At 57.3% G+C, this 17,914-nt stretch carries 19 protein-coding genes; 4 read left to right on the top strand and 15 right to left on the bottom strand.

All coding sequences use genetic code 11. From position 1 onward, the window contains the following. Nucleotides 1–211: 211 nt before the first annotated feature. Nucleotides 212–895 (bottom strand): hypothetical protein, encoded by a 684-nt coding sequence (locus tag ACN0VH_RS19010; protein ID WP_417701993.1) that lies wholly within the window; start codon nt 893–895, stop codon nt 212–214. Nucleotides 896–1,098: 203 nt separating this feature from the next. Between ACN0VH_RS19010 and ACN0VH_RS19005 the strand changes: the two genes are divergently transcribed. Continuing rightward, complete coding sequence (locus ACN0VH_RS19005; protein WP_417701991.1) at nt 1,099–1,929, top strand: glycosyl hydrolase; 831 nt, start codon at nt 1,099–1,101, stop codon at nt 1,927–1,929. Nucleotides 1,930–2,214: 285 nt separating this feature from the next. Continuing rightward, the gene (locus tag ACN0VH_RS19000; protein WP_417701989.1) at nt 2,215–3,660 is read left to right on the top strand and encodes a tetratricopeptide repeat protein; all 1,446 of its coding nucleotides are present in this window, start codon (nt 2,215–2,217) and stop codon (nt 3,658–3,660) included. A gap of 685 nt (nt 3,661–4,345) precedes the next feature. On the opposite strand, the gene ACN0VH_RS18995 is transcribed toward ACN0VH_RS19000, so the two are convergent. From ACN0VH_RS18995 to ACN0VH_RS18975, 5 genes are all read right to left on the bottom strand, one after another. Then, nucleotides 4,346–5,251, bottom strand: a complete 906-nt coding sequence (locus tag ACN0VH_RS18995) for a glycoside hydrolase family 26 protein (protein ID WP_278921277.1) — start codon at nt 5,249–5,251, stop codon at nt 4,346–4,348. A gap of 22 nt (nt 5,252–5,273) precedes the next feature. Next, nucleotides 5,274–7,094 (bottom strand): glycosyltransferase family 2 protein, encoded by a 1,821-nt coding sequence (locus ACN0VH_RS18990; protein ID WP_417701987.1) that lies wholly within the window; start codon nt 7,092–7,094, stop codon nt 5,274–5,276. Next, a complete protein-coding gene (gene galE, locus ACN0VH_RS18985; protein ID WP_417701985.1) occupies nt 7,081–8,076 on the bottom strand; it encodes a UDP-glucose 4-epimerase GalE in 996 nt (331 codons plus the stop codon). Before galE ends, ACN0VH_RS18990 begins: the two co-directional genes overlap by 14 nt. Continuing rightward, entirely contained in the window at nt 8,073–9,065 is a 993-nt protein-coding gene (locus tag ACN0VH_RS18980) for a UDP-glucuronic acid decarboxylase family protein (protein WP_417702017.1), read from the bottom strand. Before ACN0VH_RS18980 ends, galE begins: the two co-directional genes overlap by 4 nt. Before the next feature lie 905 nt (nt 9,066–9,970). After that, a complete protein-coding gene (locus tag ACN0VH_RS18975) occupies nt 9,971–11,995 on the bottom strand; it encodes a tetratricopeptide repeat protein (protein WP_417701983.1) in 2,025 nt (674 codons plus the stop codon). A gap of 285 nt (nt 11,996–12,280) precedes the next feature. Here ACN0VH_RS18975 and ACN0VH_RS18970 point away from each other — a divergent pair, with 285 nt between their 5' ends. Together ACN0VH_RS18970 and ACN0VH_RS18965 are read left to right on the top strand one after the other, a co-directional pair. Beyond that, nucleotides 12,281–12,469 carry a type II toxin-antitoxin system HicA family toxin gene (locus ACN0VH_RS18970; RefSeq protein ID WP_417701981.1) on the top strand — a complete coding sequence of 63 codons (189 nt, stop codon included), beginning with the start codon at nt 12,281–12,283 and terminating at the stop codon, nt 12,467–12,469. 29 nt (nt 12,470–12,498) lie between these two features. Next, nucleotides 12,499–12,909 carry a type II toxin-antitoxin system HicB family antitoxin gene (locus tag ACN0VH_RS18965; RefSeq protein ID WP_417701979.1) on the top strand — a complete coding sequence of 137 codons (411 nt, stop codon included), beginning with the start codon at nt 12,499–12,501 and terminating at the stop codon, nt 12,907–12,909. A gap of 102 nt (nt 12,910–13,011) precedes the next feature. On the opposite strand, the gene ACN0VH_RS18960 is transcribed toward ACN0VH_RS18965, so the two are convergent. The 9 genes from ACN0VH_RS18960 to ACN0VH_RS18920 all read right to left on the bottom strand — a co-directional run bounded on the left by ACN0VH_RS18960 (nt 13,012) and on the right by ACN0VH_RS18920 (nt 17,903). After that, complete coding sequence (locus tag ACN0VH_RS18960; RefSeq protein ID WP_417701977.1) at nt 13,012–13,401, bottom strand: hypothetical protein; 390 nt, start codon at nt 13,399–13,401, stop codon at nt 13,012–13,014. Next, a complete protein-coding gene (locus ACN0VH_RS18955) occupies nt 13,398–14,192 on the bottom strand; it encodes a hypothetical protein (RefSeq protein ID WP_417701975.1) in 795 nt (264 codons plus the stop codon). The genes ACN0VH_RS18960 and ACN0VH_RS18955 overlap by 4 nt, the downstream gene beginning before the upstream one ends. Further along, the gene (locus tag ACN0VH_RS18950; RefSeq protein ID WP_417701973.1) at nt 14,192–14,455 is read right to left on the bottom strand and encodes a spike base protein, RCAP_Rcc01079 family; all 264 of its coding nucleotides are present in this window, start codon (nt 14,453–14,455) and stop codon (nt 14,192–14,194) included. The genes ACN0VH_RS18955 and ACN0VH_RS18950 overlap by 1 nt, the downstream gene beginning before the upstream one ends. A gap of 39 nt (nt 14,456–14,494) precedes the next feature. Beyond that, on the bottom strand, nt 14,495–14,674 hold the full coding sequence (locus ACN0VH_RS18945) for a hypothetical protein (RefSeq protein ID WP_417701971.1): 180 nt from the start codon (nt 14,672–14,674) through the stop codon (nt 14,495–14,497). 4 nt (nt 14,675–14,678) lie between these two features. After that, the gene (locus ACN0VH_RS18940; RefSeq protein WP_417701969.1) at nt 14,679–15,014 is read right to left on the bottom strand and encodes a hypothetical protein; all 336 of its coding nucleotides are present in this window, start codon (nt 15,012–15,014) and stop codon (nt 14,679–14,681) included. Next, entirely contained in the window at nt 15,011–15,736 is a 726-nt protein-coding gene (locus tag ACN0VH_RS18935) for a lysozyme (RefSeq protein WP_417701967.1), read from the bottom strand. Before ACN0VH_RS18935 ends, ACN0VH_RS18940 begins: the two co-directional genes overlap by 4 nt. Before the next feature lie 66 nt (nt 15,737–15,802). Then, entirely contained in the window at nt 15,803–16,021 is a 219-nt protein-coding gene (locus ACN0VH_RS18930; protein WP_417701965.1) for a phage holin family protein, read from the bottom strand. A 2-nt stretch (nt 16,022–16,023) separates the two neighbouring features. Next, complete coding sequence (locus tag ACN0VH_RS18925; RefSeq protein ID WP_417701963.1) at nt 16,024–16,497, bottom strand: hypothetical protein; 474 nt, start codon at nt 16,495–16,497, stop codon at nt 16,024–16,026. Next, complete coding sequence (locus ACN0VH_RS18920; RefSeq protein WP_417701961.1) at nt 16,494–17,903, bottom strand: hypothetical protein; 1,410 nt, start codon at nt 17,901–17,903, stop codon at nt 16,494–16,496. The genes ACN0VH_RS18925 and ACN0VH_RS18920 overlap by 4 nt, the downstream gene beginning before the upstream one ends. Between the last annotated feature and the right edge of the window lie 11 nt (nt 17,904–17,914).

Below are 17,914 nucleotides of genomic sequence, written 5' to 3'. Positions count from 1 at the left end.
CACAAGATCCCCCCCTGCGAGAGCGCAAGTGCTCCCGCGCATTCGCCTAAATCACCAGCAGCGCCCCCCCCATATGATTGCGACTTAGGCATATTTAAAACGCGCAAACGCGAAAACACAGGACACAAAATCCGCGCTGGAGATCGCCTGCCCTTTTGCCGCCCTGCCTGCCGCTGCTGGCCTATTCAAAACCGGGCGCCGCGAGATGGGGTCACTTATTGGCATTCGCGCAGCTGCAATCCCTTTCTGCGCCCTTCACCGTTGTCGGCAGTCTGAAAAAGCGGAACGCCCCAAGCTGGTACATCGTTTCAGTATAGGTGTTTTGCTTACCCTCGGGATCTGTGGTTTCCACGGGCGTTTCAACAATTTCAACCGGTGTTCGGTACGGCTGCCCCTTGTTCAGCCAATCTGCTGACAGCACCATTTCAGTGCCGTCCAACTCCCATGATCCGGTGTAAGGGCGTTTGGCAAAGACCAGCTTAAATGCCCCGTCTTTCTGGATCGCCATGTACCCTTCGGCATCGGTGTCCAATTCACCAGCATCAACCTCGCGCATCAGCCGCGTCCATAGCACGACGTAGCTTGGCTCGGCGCTGCACAATTCGTAACGGGCGATCGGCTCGCCTGTTTCAAGGTTCCATTTCTCCTCAAACATCACATCCATGATGTTTTCTGGCGTGGTCAGTGGCTCTGATTGTTCTAGGTCGTAACGACGCCTCTCGCTCAGCACATCTTCGTCACGATCGCTCTTTTCAACGTCCCTGTCCCCGGACGACATCAAAGGATCGCAAAATGAGGCCAGCGGCATCTCAGAGGGTTGGCTTTGCGCGGCAGCAACAGTGGGACCGATAAGGCAGGCCAAAACAGCTCCAAGAATTTTCTTAAAAATGGTCATGATTTCCTCCCCAGAAACCAACTCTTCAAGAGTTGTCCCAATAATTTAGCAGAAATTAGGCCCTGCGGCAAAAACGTGAGCGACAGAATTAACCATTTCCACCCATTTCTCGCCTAAGAATGGCCGCTTTAACGCGTTAGTCCGTCCTGACTGCAAGCCGTGGCAGGCGGCTTGCGGAGGCAACAATTTGGAAAGACAGGCCCATGCTGCGCTATTTGTTTGCTACACTATTGGCCATGATGATGGTTGGATCAGCAGAGGCCCAGAAGGCCGGTGTCGGTGCCTGGGAAAATTCCAGCTACACCATGTTGAAGTGGCTGGAAGATACGCCCGCACTTGGCTGGTATTACAACTGGCGTCCCGATCAGATGTATTCCAAATCCCGCCACCGGCGCAGTGTGGAATTCGTCCCCATGATTCACAATGCGTCGGATGTGAACAAGCCGATACAATCCGACCTGCCCCTGCGGCATCTGCTGGGCTTCAACGAACCGGACGGCGAACGCAGGCTATCTGTTGCGCGTGCGATCAAACTGTGGCCCAAGCTGGAACGGCGCGGCCTGCGCCTTGGCAGCCCTGCCACCAAACAAGGCGGAACCCTGGGCGCGAATTCCTGGCAGCGCCGCTTTATGAACGAAGTCGAAGCGCGCGGGCTGCGGGTCGATTTCATGGCAGTACATTATTATTCCAAAAACGGAAATGTGGCAGAGTTTCGCAACTGGCTGAAAGCCGTACACAAGGAATACAATCGCCCGATCTGGGTTACCGAATTTGCCCATATCGACTGGCGCCGCCCCGGATCCACAACCTATCTGAAGAACGCCAAATTCATTGAAGGGGCGATCCGCATGATGGAGGGACTGCCCTTCGTGGAAAGGCATGCCTGGTTTGCGGCCAATCCCTATACTTGGCGCGGCCATACTCCGCAGCTGAATCTGGTCAATGATGATCTGATCCTGACTCCAACGGGCCAGGCGTTTGACAGCGTCCTAAGCAGACTGGACACCCGCCGCGTTTCCAGCAGAGAAAACTAACTGGTTGTGATTGGCATTTGCTCACCGCCGTTTCCCATTATTATATTCCAGCGCAATTTCGCCCTTCTCTTCAGTGTGGCTTTGGGCCAGACGTCCGGTGAAGACCAAAATTAGAAACCGGCCGCGCACTTGCACGCTATGGTAATACCGGAAAATTCAAATACCCCCAAAATACGGCAGCCCCCTTCTGGTATTTAATAACCAGAAATCCATGCCCGCCGTATTCATTTGACAAAGACAGCCACAGGTACATTTAATATAGGGATAAATAATGAGGGAAAGGGAATGTCCGTACGTCCTCCTCTATTGAAACTGGTTGGCATCAGTCTTGTTGTTTTTTTCAGTGCAACCGGACCAGCCATCCACGCCCAAACGCTTGACATTGAAGCCTTGCAGGACGCTGCCGCAGATCCGGCGGCAGTTGACGCGCAACTTCAGCTTGGCGAGATCCTTCTTTACGGCAACAGAGACCTGCCCCAGGACAAGGACCGGGGGCTGGCGCTAATTTCACAGGCGGCAGCTGCGGAACACACCGCAGCGCAAGCGGTGCTGGGAAAAACCCTGCTGGACGGATTTTATGTTGAGGCTGACCCCGAAACGGGGCTGCGTCTGCTGCAAAAGTCCGCCGACAAAGGCAATCAACTAGCAGAGGAGACGCTGGGGCGGGCATTCCTGTGGGGGGAAGGAACACCGGCTGACCCCATAAAAGCGCACAGCTATCTAAATTCGGCAGCGATGAAGGGAAGCCCAAATGCCATGCGCACCCTGGGTGAACAACTTATCGATGGCCGGATCATGGACCAAGACATTGCTGCCGGTGTCCTGCTGCTGGAACGCGCCGCGGACACGGGCGATGCAAAGGCCGAAGTCGCGCTTGGCAAATTGTTGTTTTACGGCGGAAGCCTTCCCAAAGATCGGCCCCGCGCCACTGCGCTTTTCAAAGCAGCGGCAAAGGCGGGCAATGGCGAGGGTATCCTGCACCTCGGTGCGGATATGATGTGGCGTCGGGTTGACCCCAAGGCCGCAAAGGCCCTGCTGATCCAAAGCGGAGAACTGGGCACTGGCGCCGCCTGGGCAACCCTGGCTGAAGGTGCGATGTTCGGATACCTTGGGGCGGACCGGCGTGGACAATTTGAAGCCTTTGCCGAAAAGGCGCGTGCGGCGGGTGAAACCCGTGTCGCCAAGCTGGAGGCCCTGCGCCAGCTATACGGAATTAATATGCGCGCAAGCGGCCCGGATGCGATCCACTTGCTGGAGCAGGCATCAGAAGATGGCAACCCCGACGCCGCCAAATTCCTGATCCAGCTGGTACGCGATGGCAACCGGCTCAATGTCAGAAAGGCACCGGAACAGGCCGCCATTTATCTGGAGAAATATTCCCAACTTCTTGACCCGGCGGATCGGGAGCGGCTGAGCTTCACCCTGAAACTGGCAAGCACACGCCGCTTTGACCAGTTTGACCAATTCGCCACGGAATTCGAAAGCCGACCAGATCTGAAAACCACCGCCTTTGGCATGGATATCTTTGCAAGTAACCCGAATTTTGCAATTTTCGTGCTGCAATCAAGATTCAAACAACAGGGCAAGGCTATTGGCCTCCCGGACGGATTTGCAGGCAGACGGACCCTGAAAGCCCTATCGAGAGCCTGTCGGACACTGCCCGATACCTCCCCCTGTCTTGATGCCGTCATGCAACCCAAAGTTATCGGAGAACTGCTGGCGCAACGATAATACCCCTGCCCTGCCACCGGATTGCTAGATCGCTGCCGGGCAGCGCTGCATCCAGCAGCATTGCCGCTCCAAATTGCCAGAAGGCCTAGCTGTAGTTGTCGAGCGCTATGGCGGTCTTTCGGCTGAACGTCGTTCCCATACAGCCCTCCCCAAGTTTCGCGACACACCTTACCGCAAGCCAACCCTATTGGCAGCCGCCTTGCACCGCACAAACGGATGGGGCAGCTTTGCTTGACGTCGTTGTTCAGATTGGGTCCCGTATCGCAGAGATCACGGCTCTAGCTGGGATGGCAACGTGACGGCTGACCAAACCCCGCCGGAGAACAAATCCACGTGGCACCGCCGCGCGTGCTCCTCAAAGAGGCGCGTCTAGCAGCCTTGCGTGCACGTGCTTCTTCGCGTTTGCTAACAGTCTTGACATTGGCCATCCAATTGAAAGCATAAACATTCTGAGTTCGATTGTTGCTCTGCTGCTCGGCCACTGCAGCCACTGGGATGGTAGAGAGTGCCACGATAAGTCCAACACTGAGTGTCGCTGACACCCAATTGGTCGCCGTTTTGATAAACATGCTCACTGCCTCTAACTAGCGTCGGTGGTTACCCCACCTTGATTGCGCCTGAATAGGGCATTCATATGTTTAAGCAACGGTTGATTTGTGTCGGCTGTATGAGTGGCGAATTCTCGCTAATTGCTGTTCACCCGGTTTTCCAGGCGCCAATCCGGCAAGCCATAGCCATCGGGCCAAGGGTAGACCTCTTTTTGGTTAAAGTAGACCACACCGGACAACAGCGGTTTTTCGGGCTGGGGCTTCCGGACCTCTCCTTCCCATTGCGCGACGTAGCTGGCGCTGCCGGCAAAGCCAAGTTCGGCAACGATGACCGGTTTTCCAAAGACGGCTACGCGGGCATAGGTTTCGTCCAGCCATTGCTGATATGGACGCGACCCGCCTAGAATTTCGGTCTCCCATTGTTCAAGCCCAAAAATCGACAGGCCGACAAGGTCGACGTAGTCGTCACCGGGATAATATTTCTCCAGCCCGTCATCCCCGGCAGGCGACCAGACAACGCTGATATCAGGGGCCTGGTCCCGGCAGATATCAATCATCCGCTTGAACGAGGTGATATAGTCCTCCGGCTCCCAGCCTGACCAGATGAACTGGCCTTCGTCGCGCTCCATTTCCTGCCCCCACCGCACAGAGATTGGGCTTTGCAGATCCTTGAGCACCTGGCAGATGCCGCGCATATTTGAATCATAATAGCCGTTCAGGATGCCATTGCGCAGAAATTCAGGTGTGTTGCGTTCATCCACCGTCCAGGTCCAGGGTTCGACAGTGACCATCAGGGCGCGCCCGCGTTCCAGTGCATATTCATCGGCATCCAGCAGGGAAATCAGCGACACATCCTCCCACGGCAGGAAGACATGCTCGATCATCACATCGGTTTCCTCGCTGTAATCCCCTACAGGATCAAATGCGCCATAGGGTATGTTGCCTGGCGGAAGAGCAGCAGCGGCCAGAATGAGTGGAGACCCCGCGATTGCACCCACCGCAAGTATGCGCCTGGCGCGAGAGACTGGTTTGAAACGTTCCATAGACCTGGTCCTCCTGTTTTGGTCACCACACTGGGGCGGTTTCATCACCCCATTCAAAATTAAACCTATAGCCAAACGGTTCTCGATTTGCGCTGCCTGCCCCCGCGACGTTGACCTGCACCTCAACGATCTTCACCGGTTCAAGGCCGATCGACAGCGCATAGACGCTTTCTGCTGCGCGAATTGCAAAGGCGCTAAACAGCAAAGTCGCGATGGTGGCCACAACACCTGTCTGAACCACAACATCCCGCCACTGCAGTTTTACGGGCCATCCGTTCTCGTGAAAATGTCTCAGCACTGTCACGGAGAGCGTCGCGGTATAGAGGCTCCCGGAAAACAACGTCAGCAGGTAAAACCCCTGCGCCTGCTCCAGATTTCCGGCCAGCAACACAGGCAGGATACACCCCAAAGCCAGAATTGCATAGACAGCCCAGACCTTCATCGGCAAACGGGTTGGCCCGGTGTCGCCCTTGGGGGTGATCCTGAAATCGACAAAGCGCCCTGTCAAGCTGTCCCGCACGGCCGAAATGCAGCCCCATAGGACCCAGGGCCATTGCAGCATCAGGAACAAGGTTCGTTCCCAGCTGATAAGGGGGGCATCCACCGGCCGAAAGACCTTTTGCCGCCGCAACGCAGTTGCCAGCAGCAGCAAGGCCGCGATCTGTGGCATCGCGTGCGACAGGTACTGTGGAAAGGTAATTTCTGCATAGCGAAAATCAAACACAACCGCCAGGATGGGCAACAGGTACATCAGCAAGAAAGTCACGCCGAATATCGGATAGAGCAGCTGACAAAACAGGAACTGCCATTTCAGCCGCATTGGCATTTGTCGCAAATAGCGCGGCGTATGTACCAACAACAGCGTCACCAGGCTGCGGGACCACTGAAATTCCTGGATCGCAAGATCGGCCACCGTTGTCGGACCGTCGCCAATGGCAATCGCATCCAGCGCATGCACCCCCCGCCAGCCTGCCGCATTGATCAGCATTGTCGTGGAGTGATCCTCGGCCAGTTCAGGGCCCAACCCGCCCGCCTCCTGCAAGGCGCAGGTCCGCACGGCGTAGTGGGATCCGATGCACATCGGCGCAAACCCCGCAGTATAACCCGCCTGCAGAACCCCGTGAAATGCCCCCTCGGTGTGCAATCGCGTACGCGCCGCCCAGTTCCGGGAGGCGTTCGAGGCGCAGATTGATGGCGCACTTACATAGCCCACATCCGCATCCGCAAAGGGGCGCAACATCTCGCGCAGGTATCCCGGCTGCGGCACGTGATCGGAATCTAGCTGGCTGACGATATCGTATTCCGCATAGCCCCAGTGATCGTAGAAATAGGCAAGATTGCCTTCCTTGCAGCGCGTTCGCCTAGGCCAGACCGCCTGATGATAGTCTTCAACCCCCTTGCGACTGGAAATCCTCACACCGTGGCGGTTGCACCAATCTATGGTGTCCGGGCTGGGATCTTCATCTGCCAGCCAGGTATCATGGGGATAGTCCTGTGCCAGCATCGCCTCAAGGGTGGTCTGAACGACCTCAAACGGTTCTGAAGGTGTCTTGGTCACGATCATCGCCACGCGGAACTGCCCCGGTACTGGATCGGGCGCGCAGGAGCGAACAGCGCGCATCGCAAAATAGATGAAGTAGCATTGCAGGAAACTCAGCCACCCCAATAGCCCGGTCACCAATGCAAACCGCCAGGGCGACGCGATATGTTCAGGTGCGAACCACCAGGTCCAGAACCAGAGCGTCGCCGCCCCCCATATCCCCAGCAGGGCCAAGAACAGAACCCGTTTACGTCCCACAATTATACGGGACAGGTTGCGATATCCGGGGTCAGGCCGCGACATTGCATTTCAACCCAAACCAAGGGGCTGCGTCTTCAATAATCCGCTCAAGCGAGGACAGCTCGGCACGAAACCCCAGCACCTCGGCAGCGCGCGAAGGGTCTGCTGTCAGCGATGGCGGATCACCGGCGCGACGGGGTTCAATCCTGATGGGTAATTTCCGGCCGGTCTTTGCCTCGATGGCGCGCACGATTTCAAGGATCGAATGCCCCCTCCCACTGCCCAGGTTCAGCTTGATCGACGGCTTCCCCTGCATCAGATGCTGCAGCGCCAGAACATGCGCCCTCGCCAGATCGGCCACGTGAATATAATCGCGAATGCAGGTTCCATCCGGCGTCGGGTAATCATCACCAAAAATAGACAAGACCTCCCGCTGCCCCGACGCGGCCATCAGGGCAAGCGGAACAAGGTGGGTTTCGGGATCATGTTGCTCGCCCAGCTGGCCTTCGGGATCCGCCCCTGCGGCATTAAAGTACCGCAGACAGGCAAATGTCAGATCGCTCACACGGGCGAGATCTTCCAGCATCTGCTCGCCAATCAGCTTGGTCCGGCCATAGGGATTGATCGGCACCTGTGGCGTTGTCTCAACAATTGGCAAGGTTTCGGGCACACCATAGGTGGCACAGCTTGATGAAAAGACTATCCGCTTGATATCGGTTGCGCTTGCGGCTTTTAGCAATGAAATCATGCCGCCGACGTTATTGTCGTAATAGGCATTTGGCTGCTGCACGCTCTCTCCGACATAGGCGGAGGCTGCAAAATGCAAAATGGCAGTGATCTTATGCTTTGAGATCGCGGCTACAACCGCATCGCAGTCGCGTATGTCGCCCTGCACAAAGGGGCCAAAACGGACGGCCTCTGCATGTCCGGTAGACAAATTATCAAAAACAACGGGAAGATACCCGGCCATTTTCAAGGCCTTGCAGCTATGCGAGCCGATAAACCCAGCGCCGCCCGTAACAAGGATTGAGGACGCATGGTTCATTGTCCTACCGGTGCCTCCGCTTCCTTATCCACCGCCAATCGTTCACGGTACCACTCAATTGTGGTGCTCAATCCCTCGTTCAGGCTCACTTTCGGCACCCATCCCAAGATCGTCTTGGCGCGTTCAATATTGGGTCTGCGTTGTCTGGGATCGTCCTGCGGCAGCGGTCGAAACGTGATGCCTGCCCGCGACCGCACCATTTTGACGACCTTTTCAGCAAGTTCCAGCATGGTAAATTCGCAGGGGTTACCCAGGTTGACCGGCATCTTCTCATCCGATGCCATTAGCTGGATCAACCCATCAACAAGATCACTCACATAGCAAAAAGAGCGGGTCTGCGTGCCGGTGCCGTAGATGGTCAGATCCTCGCCTTTCAGAGCCTGCACAATGAAGTTTGACACAACGCGCCCGTCTTCGGGATCCATGTTGGGGCCGTAGGTGTTGAATATCCGGGCAATCCGCGTTTCAAGCCCCTTGTGGGCGCCATATTCCCAGAACAATGTTTCCGCCATGCGCTTCCCTTCATCATAGCAAGCGCGGGGGCCGCAGGTGTTGACGCAGCCGCGGTAGCTTTCATCCTGCAGAGAAATTTCGGGATCGCCATAAACCTCCGAGGTGGAGGATTGCAAAATCCGGGCTTTCTTTCTGCGGGCCAGCTCAAGCAGATTGAGCGCGCCGAGAAAACAGGTCTTGGAGGTGTGGATCGGACCTTCCTGATACCGATCCGGTGAGGCAGCACAGGCCATGTTATATATCTCATGAACAGGCCCAGATATATCAATCGGGTCACAGATATCATGCTGGATCAATCTGAAATAACGTCGCTTTAAAAACTCTGCAACGTTACGCCTGCTGCCGGTTTGAAAATTATCGACACAGATAACTTCGTGCCCATCATCCAAAAAACGATGGCAGAGGTTTGATCCAATGAAACCGGCACCACCGGCAATTAGGATTACTTTGTGATTTCGCGCAACGACGCGTGGCATAATATTGGTACGCAAATGCATTCCTCCCCAGGATACTTCCGAGAAAATAAGGCAGCTATTGGCATATATGCGATTTGGGAATACGTGATATTTCCGACAGATCCGAACTCGTCAGTTCCGATGTCTCCACGACTTCCGGAATATCAATCTGCCACAGTCTAATAAAATTTTCAATAAAATGTATAGACTAGTGCTATCACCCCCTACACCATACTGAATATGGTATAGGCTTTCGATTTAAGCCAAATAATTCTCGCGAGGGTAGTTTTCGTTTCAGCTTCAGGTGGTATGTTTTTGTTAAACTTGGCGGGAAGTTTGAAAAATACATGACGGTCCAGAAATAGCCTGCGCCAGCGATTCGAAGCCTTGGCGGCAGGATGAATTGATTTCCGCTGGGTTGCCTGGTTCACATCTTCGAAAAGAAAGCAGCAAATGGCACCCCCAGCTACCGCTAATAGAGATGCGGAAAGGCTTCGGCATTTATCGATACACGGCCAATAGGGCGAAAAAGAAGGGGAGATCAAGATCGACTAGACAGCAAGCCAATCGGAACTGAATGCCACAGGGGCCACATCTGGATTGAGCGCTGTGCAGACATGCGTGGTAGAATGGGGGGCTTGCAGAACGCAAGATATCGCGTTCTCGATTTCACCAGACATTATCATTATCTTGGGTCTTGATAATGGTGCGGTCGAGAGGCATGTGAAATTTGTTCAAAAACAAAATATTACACAGTTTTAGCGTAAAAAAAGCGTACTTCATCTGAGACCGTGGATGACTGCCCTCAGCCCAAGCGGATGTTGGGGCGCGTTTCTTTCAAGCGCAGGTCTGGAACCCGCATTGCTCATGCAACGCCTCGCACACATGTCGGATTTAACAGTTCTATGAAAGGCAATCGCTTTGGCTCAGTCAGGCGCGGTGAGGCGAATTATAAGTGCCTCTGCCCGGAGAATCTGGCTGGCGAAGATCTGTGCCCATATCGCGTGCCCGCCTTCGCGCAGCGTCTTTTCAGACTCAATCAGTTGATCACGGGCACGAACTGCGAGAGACACATCGCTCGCCCGGTCCGCCCACACGAGAAGGACAACCCCTTGGCTGCCGACGGAGTTTGCCCATTCGAGAGGTGTCCGATCGCGGGTCCATTGCTGGAGTGCCGCATGGAAGGCGATAACCGCCTCCTCCAGACGCGCGGTGCCGCTCTCCCGCTCCCCAAGGTAACGGAGTGTATTCCCGAGATTCATTTGGGTCATTGCCCAATCAAGGGGCACACGGTCGCGGGGCCGTTCCTCGAGTGCTGCGCGGTATGCGCTAACGGCTTCCTCCAACCGCGTGGTGCCGCGCTCCCGCTCCCCGAGGTTGGTGAGCGCATTCCCCAGGTTCATCTGGTTCTTCGCCCATAGTAGGGGCACCCGATCGCGGGTCAGTTCCTCGAGTGCTGCGCGGTATGCGCTAACGGCCTCATCCAGCCGCGCGGTGCCGCGCTCCTGCTCTCCAAGGGAACGGAGTGCATTCCCGAGGTTCATCTGGGCCGTTGCCCATTCGATGGGCACCCGATCGCGGGGCAGTTCCTCGAGTGCCGCACGGGAGGCGATGACGGACTCCTCCAACCGCGCGGTGCTGCGCTCTCGCTCCCCGAGGGTGGCGAGCGTAGCACCGAGATTCATCTGGGCCGTTGCCCAGCCGAGCGACACCCGGTCGCGGGACAGTTCCTCGAGTGCCGCGCGGTATACGCTAACGGCCTCCTCCAGCCGCGCGGTACCGCTCTCCCGCGCCCCTAGCTTCTGGAGCGCAACCCCGAGGTTGATAAGGCACGCATCTTTCTTGTCCGGCTCACGGCCAAAGTGGCCCACCATATGTCTCATAAGCGCAATGGCCACTTCGGCATCGAAATTCAGGCCCTGCAGATCGCCGCGCGTGCACCATTCGACAAAGACACCGTTGAGATAGCTGAAATGGTCATCTAGCTCCGGTGCCTCCAACGGTAGCTTCTTCAACTCATAGACAACGGCAGCTTCAACATCGCGGGTCAAAACTGCTTGGGAGATGCCTTTGTCACACAGCCGGATCAGACCAGCTTGCACGCGCGCCTCCTCCTCCGCTAGCAAAGCCGCGGCGGTATCGATCTGACCGGCCGCGTTCAAGGCATCGGCCTGAGCGATGACAGCGTTCACAGCATCATCAGTGTTGCCAAGGAGCTTGCCCCGCTCCCGTTCTTCTGCTGCGACCTCGAGAGCGTGTTCAAGGCCGCCGAGCGCGGCGGCAAGATCCTGAGGGCTGCCTTCGGCATAGCGGAAAGCGAGAGCGACGATAAAATTCTCATTGTCCAGCAGCGTCTGCGCAGTGGTGGACATTTGAAGTCGTTTGCCCTCCAGTTGACGGGTGAGAACTTCGACCATCTCCCTGAGATCGGCAATGTCGGCGGCAAGACGCTTTTCCAGCACATCAAACCTTGTGCCGAGCTGCATCTCCAAGTGCGATAGGCTTTCTTGGGTGAAGAGTTTGTGGACGTCATCTTCCAGTCGCAGAACATCCCAAGCCCCTTCAACAATAGCAAAAAGCGCCTCGGGGACGCGGTCATCTGCAGGGATCGTTTTGGGGTCAAAGAGTGTATCATACAGGGTTTGCGGGAAAGCGCCCCTTGTGCGGGCATCCTTTAGTGAGGCCGGATCCACTTCGAACTGGGTTTTGAAGTCCTTTAGATAATTCAGTGCCACCTCTGCCTGCCGGTCGGTGATACCGAGAGAGGCTAGCCTGGCCATTCCGGCGTCTCGCGCGGCTTGGCGTTTTGTGTGCCGAAAATTGCGCCAAATGTCAAAGAGTGCGACACCGATAAGAGCGACAGAAGACAGCGGCGCTGCAGCGGTGGAGAACCCGAGGCCGAGGATACAGAGCCCGACGCCATGTTCAGCTAGCACTTGTTGGTTCGACATTTGGTACTCCTATACTCGGGAGAAAACGAAACAGCCAAAGCCGAGTCAACCTAAACCACGCGGAACGGGGTCTAACTGCTAACCCGGGACAGCATCGATACCCGTTTTATTTCGCCACACATTCGCATACTCGCGTGCGTAATCGGTTCGTAATTTATGCGGAACACGTCACAGCGAACACCATCTATCCGCCCCGCGTTGTGATGGCAAAATCCTAAGCGGATTCCCCGCAATAATTACACACTTCTGTTGACTTGATTATACAGTTGTGTGTAATATATACCCATGAACAGCAAAGAATTGGAGAAGCTACTCAAGCGCCACGGATGCACCTTCGAAACACACAAGGGCGGAAGTGGACACAAGACGGTTCGGCTAGGCGACAAGACCTCACAGTTGCCCATGCACGGTTCAAGAAAAGAACTCGGGACCGGCCTCGTAAACAAGATACTCAAAGACCTCGGCCTTAAATAAGGCCGGGGTCACCCGCAAAGGAACCAGCCATGTTTTACCCAATCGACCTGACCCCTGACGACAACAACACCTTTCTGGTGACCTGCCCCGACCTTCCCGAAGTCACATCCTTCGGAGAAAGCGAAGAGGAGGCCAGGGCATCGGGCCGTAATGCGGTCATAGAAGCCATCGCTGCTCGGATGGATGCATTCCAAGAAATCCCTCACCCCTCAGAAAATCACGGAGCATCCATTCCGCTGGCCCTAGGCATCAAGCTGCAACTCTATTGGGCGCTAATGGCGGCAAGCATGACCCGCGCCGACCTCCAAAGGGCAACAGGCTGGTCGCGCACCAAAATCGACCGCCTGTTTGATCCGAATCACGAAACAAAGCTGGCTCAGATCGAAGAGGCCTTTAGAGCGCTTGGGATGCACCTGGAAGTCACTGCTGAAGCCGCTTGAAGTCAAAGACCTCAACATCTTCAAACAGTCGCCCCCTCAAAGTCTGGGATCCATTCGCCGCCGACCTGCGCGCCGCAGACCGGGATGCCCTTGCCCAGCACTTCAGTTGCCCGATCTGAACAACCCCATCATGGCCAGAGCCGCCCGGCCGTCAGCACCGCCGATAGCCGTCAAGGCTAATGTCGCGGCCTGTGGCGCAGCAACTTCCATACCGGTATGCCAGAATACCAACGCAGCCTGCGCTCGGTTTGCCCCTGCCATATTTATGACGTAAGGCTGCGTGTCCCACTCCGGGCGCACAAGCCCGGCCTGGGCCGCCGATATCCACTCTGGGCGCACGAGAAAGGAGGCAACGGCGTAGAGGTTTCCCTCGGCGTCCTGCCAACTCGGGTCACGGTACGTCAGGTTGTCGGCAGGACCAAAGGCCAAGACCATTGCGAAATCATTGCAATCATCCAGTATGGCGGCTGGCGCCGCGGCTGTAATCCTCATAGCGTCACCCCGGCTTTTTCTGCAAGGTATGTCTCGGTGTCCGAAATCTCTTGAGCCGTCAAAACCCGATTAATGACGATCACGCCGTGGATGTTTGCCTGCGCATACGCTGCCCCTGCAGGCGCGCAAATTGCCACTTCGTCTATGGTAGATACCAGAGTAGCAGTCGCGCCTATACTCTCCGCCGCATTAATCATATCCAAAACTGATCCCCCGTTACGGCTGGACAAGCGAACAAACTCACTTGGCAAGGAAAGGGCACCAGCAGTAAAAGCCCCATCGTATCGGAGTGACCCGTCCTGAGCTTGCCCGAAGGTTTCTCTTGCGGAGCCGCCGGCGGTGCCCAGAGTAGCGTTGCCAAGAGACAGTGGCCGGTCATTGCCTGATGTCCCGGCTCCCCCCTCGGTTGAGACACCCGCCGCAAGCGTGAAGACGGTAGCGGCGCCCCCGAGAATTCCGGCCGCAGTGAGTAGGTAATCATCTACCCCGTCGAACTCTAGGTAATACTCCCCAGCCACCGATTGACGCAGGATGGCACGCGCGGCAAATGTGTCTTGGGTGACATGGTTTCCGTTGCCAGATTTGTCATCCATGCGCGCGACGGCACCGCCAAGGACCGCCTGTGTCGTGCCGAATGTATCGGCCCAGAGAGTTGAAAGGTCAGATGGGTCATACCAGACGCCAGATTCCCCACTTGCAAAAAGAGACGCCGGACTAAATCCGCCGCCGCCTTCATTCGGCAGTGCCGTCAGCGCGGACCCGGCCCAGAAGCTCAGGCCAAGTCCCAGCATTACACCCACCCCACAACGGTCGCGGTGGTGCCGGTTGCTTCAACCCCGACCGCAGAAAACTGCAGGGTTTCCCCGGCAGCCACGGGATAGATAATCACCACCCCGGCTGCGTCACGCAGGGCAACATCGCCCGAAGTCAGCGCGCGCAACACGCGAGGGCGCGTTGGCAGGTCAGCGCCATCGGCTGGCACAATGGCAAAATGGCGAGTCGCCGGGCTGGTCAGCCCTCGGGCTTGGGTCGCAAAGGGATCGGTCTGTGGCATGGTTTGGCCTCATGTAATTGGGGGTGAATGATCCAGCCCTTAAAGGGCCGATTGGGTCAGAACCTCGGCAACAGTTGCCAGCTTGCCATTGGCACAGCGCCTCCCGCGCGCCTCGGCAATGAGGGCATCCGAGATCTGGCCTTCGGTCTGCGGCAGCGGGCCGGTGTATCCGGCGCAGGGCTGCAGCAAATCCGCCGGCACTCGCGGCGGCGGTATCACCGGCTCACTGGCCCGATCGGAACAAGCGCTGAGCAGTAGCACCAAGCAAAGGGGATAAAGGCGCATCGCGGCCTCCCATCTGTTGCAGGTCATTTGAAAGCGCCGACCATTGGCGCGCCTCATCGGCGGCGCGATCGAGGTGGGCGCGGTGAATGCGGGCGGTCTCGGCGGCCTGCTGCAGGCTGGCTTGCGCCGTTGCCAGATCCGACCGGGTAGCGGCCAGATCGGCGCGCAGCCGGGCGCGGTCCTGGAAGGCATCCGCCACTGTCCAGACCACCCCGGCCAGCACAGCAACCAGGGCAATACCGGGCAGATTGCGTGAGAGCACAGCCGGGATCATGCCGCCTCTTTCAGGGCCTGATGGCACATGGCCCGTTCAGCGCCGCGCCGATTGACCAGCCCGGCCCAGACGCGCCCGCCCGCCTTGTTCCAGCGCGGCAGCTCATTGCAGGCCCCGGCCAGATCCCCAGTATTGGCCTTTCGCACCAGGGTCGATGTGCAGGCGGCCCCTGCCCCGACGTTGTAGGTCCAGCTGACCAGGGCGATCTTCATGCCCACCGGCACCGGATGTTTCAGGCATCGATCCAGCGCCGCCTCATAGGCCAGGATCTCGCGCGCCAGCATGGCATCGCAGTCTGCCTTGCTGTAGCGATCGCCGCGCTGCACCCCCTTGGTTTCGCCATAGCAGACGGTCCAGACGCCCACGACATCGCGGTAGGCATCCACGCGCAGACCTTCCCACTGGCCAATGAAGGTAATGGCCGAGGTTAGCGCGATGCCACTGCCCGCGATCAGGCCAACCGTGCGCCGACGCACCGCGCCAGACTGATCGCGCCGGAACGCGGCAAGCCCGGACAACCCGTTCTGCAGCACCAGCCGCGCAGGAATGGCCAGCACCTGACATGTGGCCGAGGCGATGGCAAAATACATCGGATCCCAGCCCAGCATGCCGGGCTTGACCAGGGCTAGAAAATATCCACCCAACAGAACCAAGCTTGCCGCGATCAGCCAAAGAGACCAGGACTTACCAAGCGTGGCCTTCCAGTCTGCAATCAGTTTCATGTGTTTCTCCAATGCAAAAGACCCCGCCAGAGGCAGGGTTGGTTTCAGGTTCGAGTTTTCTTTGGATTAGCTGGGCAGCTTTCCAGCCAGCTTGAGCTGCAATTCGCGGCGCTGCAGCCGGTAGGTCGCGACCTTGTGCCAGAGGTTCACGCCGAACCCGGCTAGCGCCAAAATAAATCCGCCTATGGCAAGCCACTGTGTCAGCGTAAATGCTCCAAATCCCGCAATCGCGGCCCCGCTAAGCGTGGAGATATTGGCTACCCCCTGGATCTTCTGATCAATCATCGTCACTCCCCTGCGCCCGGCGCAACCAAACCAAAGATCGCATCAAGGCCCAGATCATCGATCCCCATATGGGCTGCGATCATCGCCAACAGCGGATGCAGGCGGCGCACCTCTGTCGAGGTGGCCCAGACGATCCTGGCCTCTGCTTGATCCACATCAGGCTTGGAAGCCAGAAGCGCATCCAGAGTCGCCGGCCAATCCCCACGGGCAGCCGCAATGGAATCGACCTCAGTCAAAATTCCCTCGCGATACAAGGCCAGACAGAAGGCCTGGCGCGACAGGAAGGCCCCGGCGCGCAATGCAGCAAGAGGGTCAGGCTCAACCCATTCGCCATTCAGCCACAGGGCCGCAGCGCTCTGGGGCGCTGGCCGTTCAATTGCCCCCTCTGGCGGTTCAGCGCCGCCAGAAAAGGCCCCGAGGTAGACGCCCTGCGCATCGCAGTAGTGTTTGGTTTCCAGAGCTGGCGCTTCAATCATGCCACTGCCTCCACATAGAGTTCCCAGTTTCCGTTGGTCAGACCGACCAAAACGCCGGTGTCCCTGTGCCCAGCCGCAAAAACAACAGCGGCAGAGGACAACCGTACATAGATAGAACTGGCGTCAACGCGCGCCGTGGCGATCCGATTGGTGCCGCCACCACCTGTGTTGCCGCCCAAAATGATTTCATCATCAACCAAATAGCCATGCTCAGCCGTCAGGCATTTCAGGCGGTACATCACAAGACCAGGTGCCTTGCCGAGGCCATGCGCGAGAGTGATCAACCCACCGCTAACCAGCGCCTGCGCGCCACTGGTAAAACGCTGGCCGTATCGCGCATCCCCCATTTCGCGCGTCATCAAGCTGATCGGTGAAGGCGCGGCGATCCCAGCCGGTTCAACTCTGGCGCTGTCCGTCTCAGGGGTCACATCTTCATTTACCCGGAAAACAAGGCCCGCCGCTTCCAGGCCAGCGATAAACTTATTATTTGATCGGATCATCGAGATCTTTTCAAAATCCGGGCCAAAGCATGACATCACCCCGCCGACAGAAACCCCGCCGCTGATCTGCCAGACGCCAACTGCCGGGTTATATGACATCTTCTTGCTGATATCGTACCCCCCAGCCAGATCCGTTGGGGAAATATCGATACGATCCCCCGACCGGGAGATGCTCAAACCGTACCCGCCACCCGTCACACCTTTTGCAAACTCGCCAACACCATCAGACTGAATGCCGCCAAATATGACTGTCTGATATTTCCCCAGCTCCAGATTGTTGCGGGCGGCTTCTATATCCTGCAGGTCCGCCAGATTTTGATCTGGGTGCAAACTGCCAAGCGTCATAATGAACGCCAAAGCACCAGGTTCCACCCGGTAGCGGGCGCGCACATCGCCACGGCTCTCATCGATCATCACCTCGATCAATGTATCCACCGGCAGAGATGCCCAGATCGCACTCGCCTGGGCATAGGTATTGACAAAAACGACATTACCCGATGCCTCTGCCGCAGCGGCTGCCAGCAGCGCAGATGCATTGGCCCCGCCTGCATATCCCTGCGCCGCGTCTTTAGAAGCCTGCGCCGCCTGGGCAAACCCCTGAGCCTGCACAGCGGCCATACTTTCCAGAAAGATCGCCGGAATGTCAGCCACCTTCAGCCAGGCCCCGCCGTCGCGCTCATATACCCCGGCCTCTGCCTCGGTGTTCAACAAAAGGGCAAATTCCCCATCGGCCACGCCGGATCGCAGAGCCAGATCCGCCAGGCTGCTGTTGACGTAAGAAAGCCCGCCACCGGCAGCAAGGCTTTCAGTCTCTTGCATCCAATCTGCAAGATCTGCCTTGGAAGGCTGATGGCCCTCGGCTGGCGGGTTCCCCATCATGATGGTTTGAGGCAAAAGGGCGACCATAGGCGCCTCCT

Source organism: Pseudophaeobacter sp. (genome assembly GCF_048267565.1).
Taxonomy (GTDB): Bacteria; Pseudomonadota; Alphaproteobacteria; order Rhodobacterales; family Rhodobacteraceae; genus Pseudophaeobacter; species Pseudophaeobacter profundi.
Note: the sequence above shows the minus strand (reverse complement) of the source record. Positions and strands in the feature narration are given on the sequence as shown.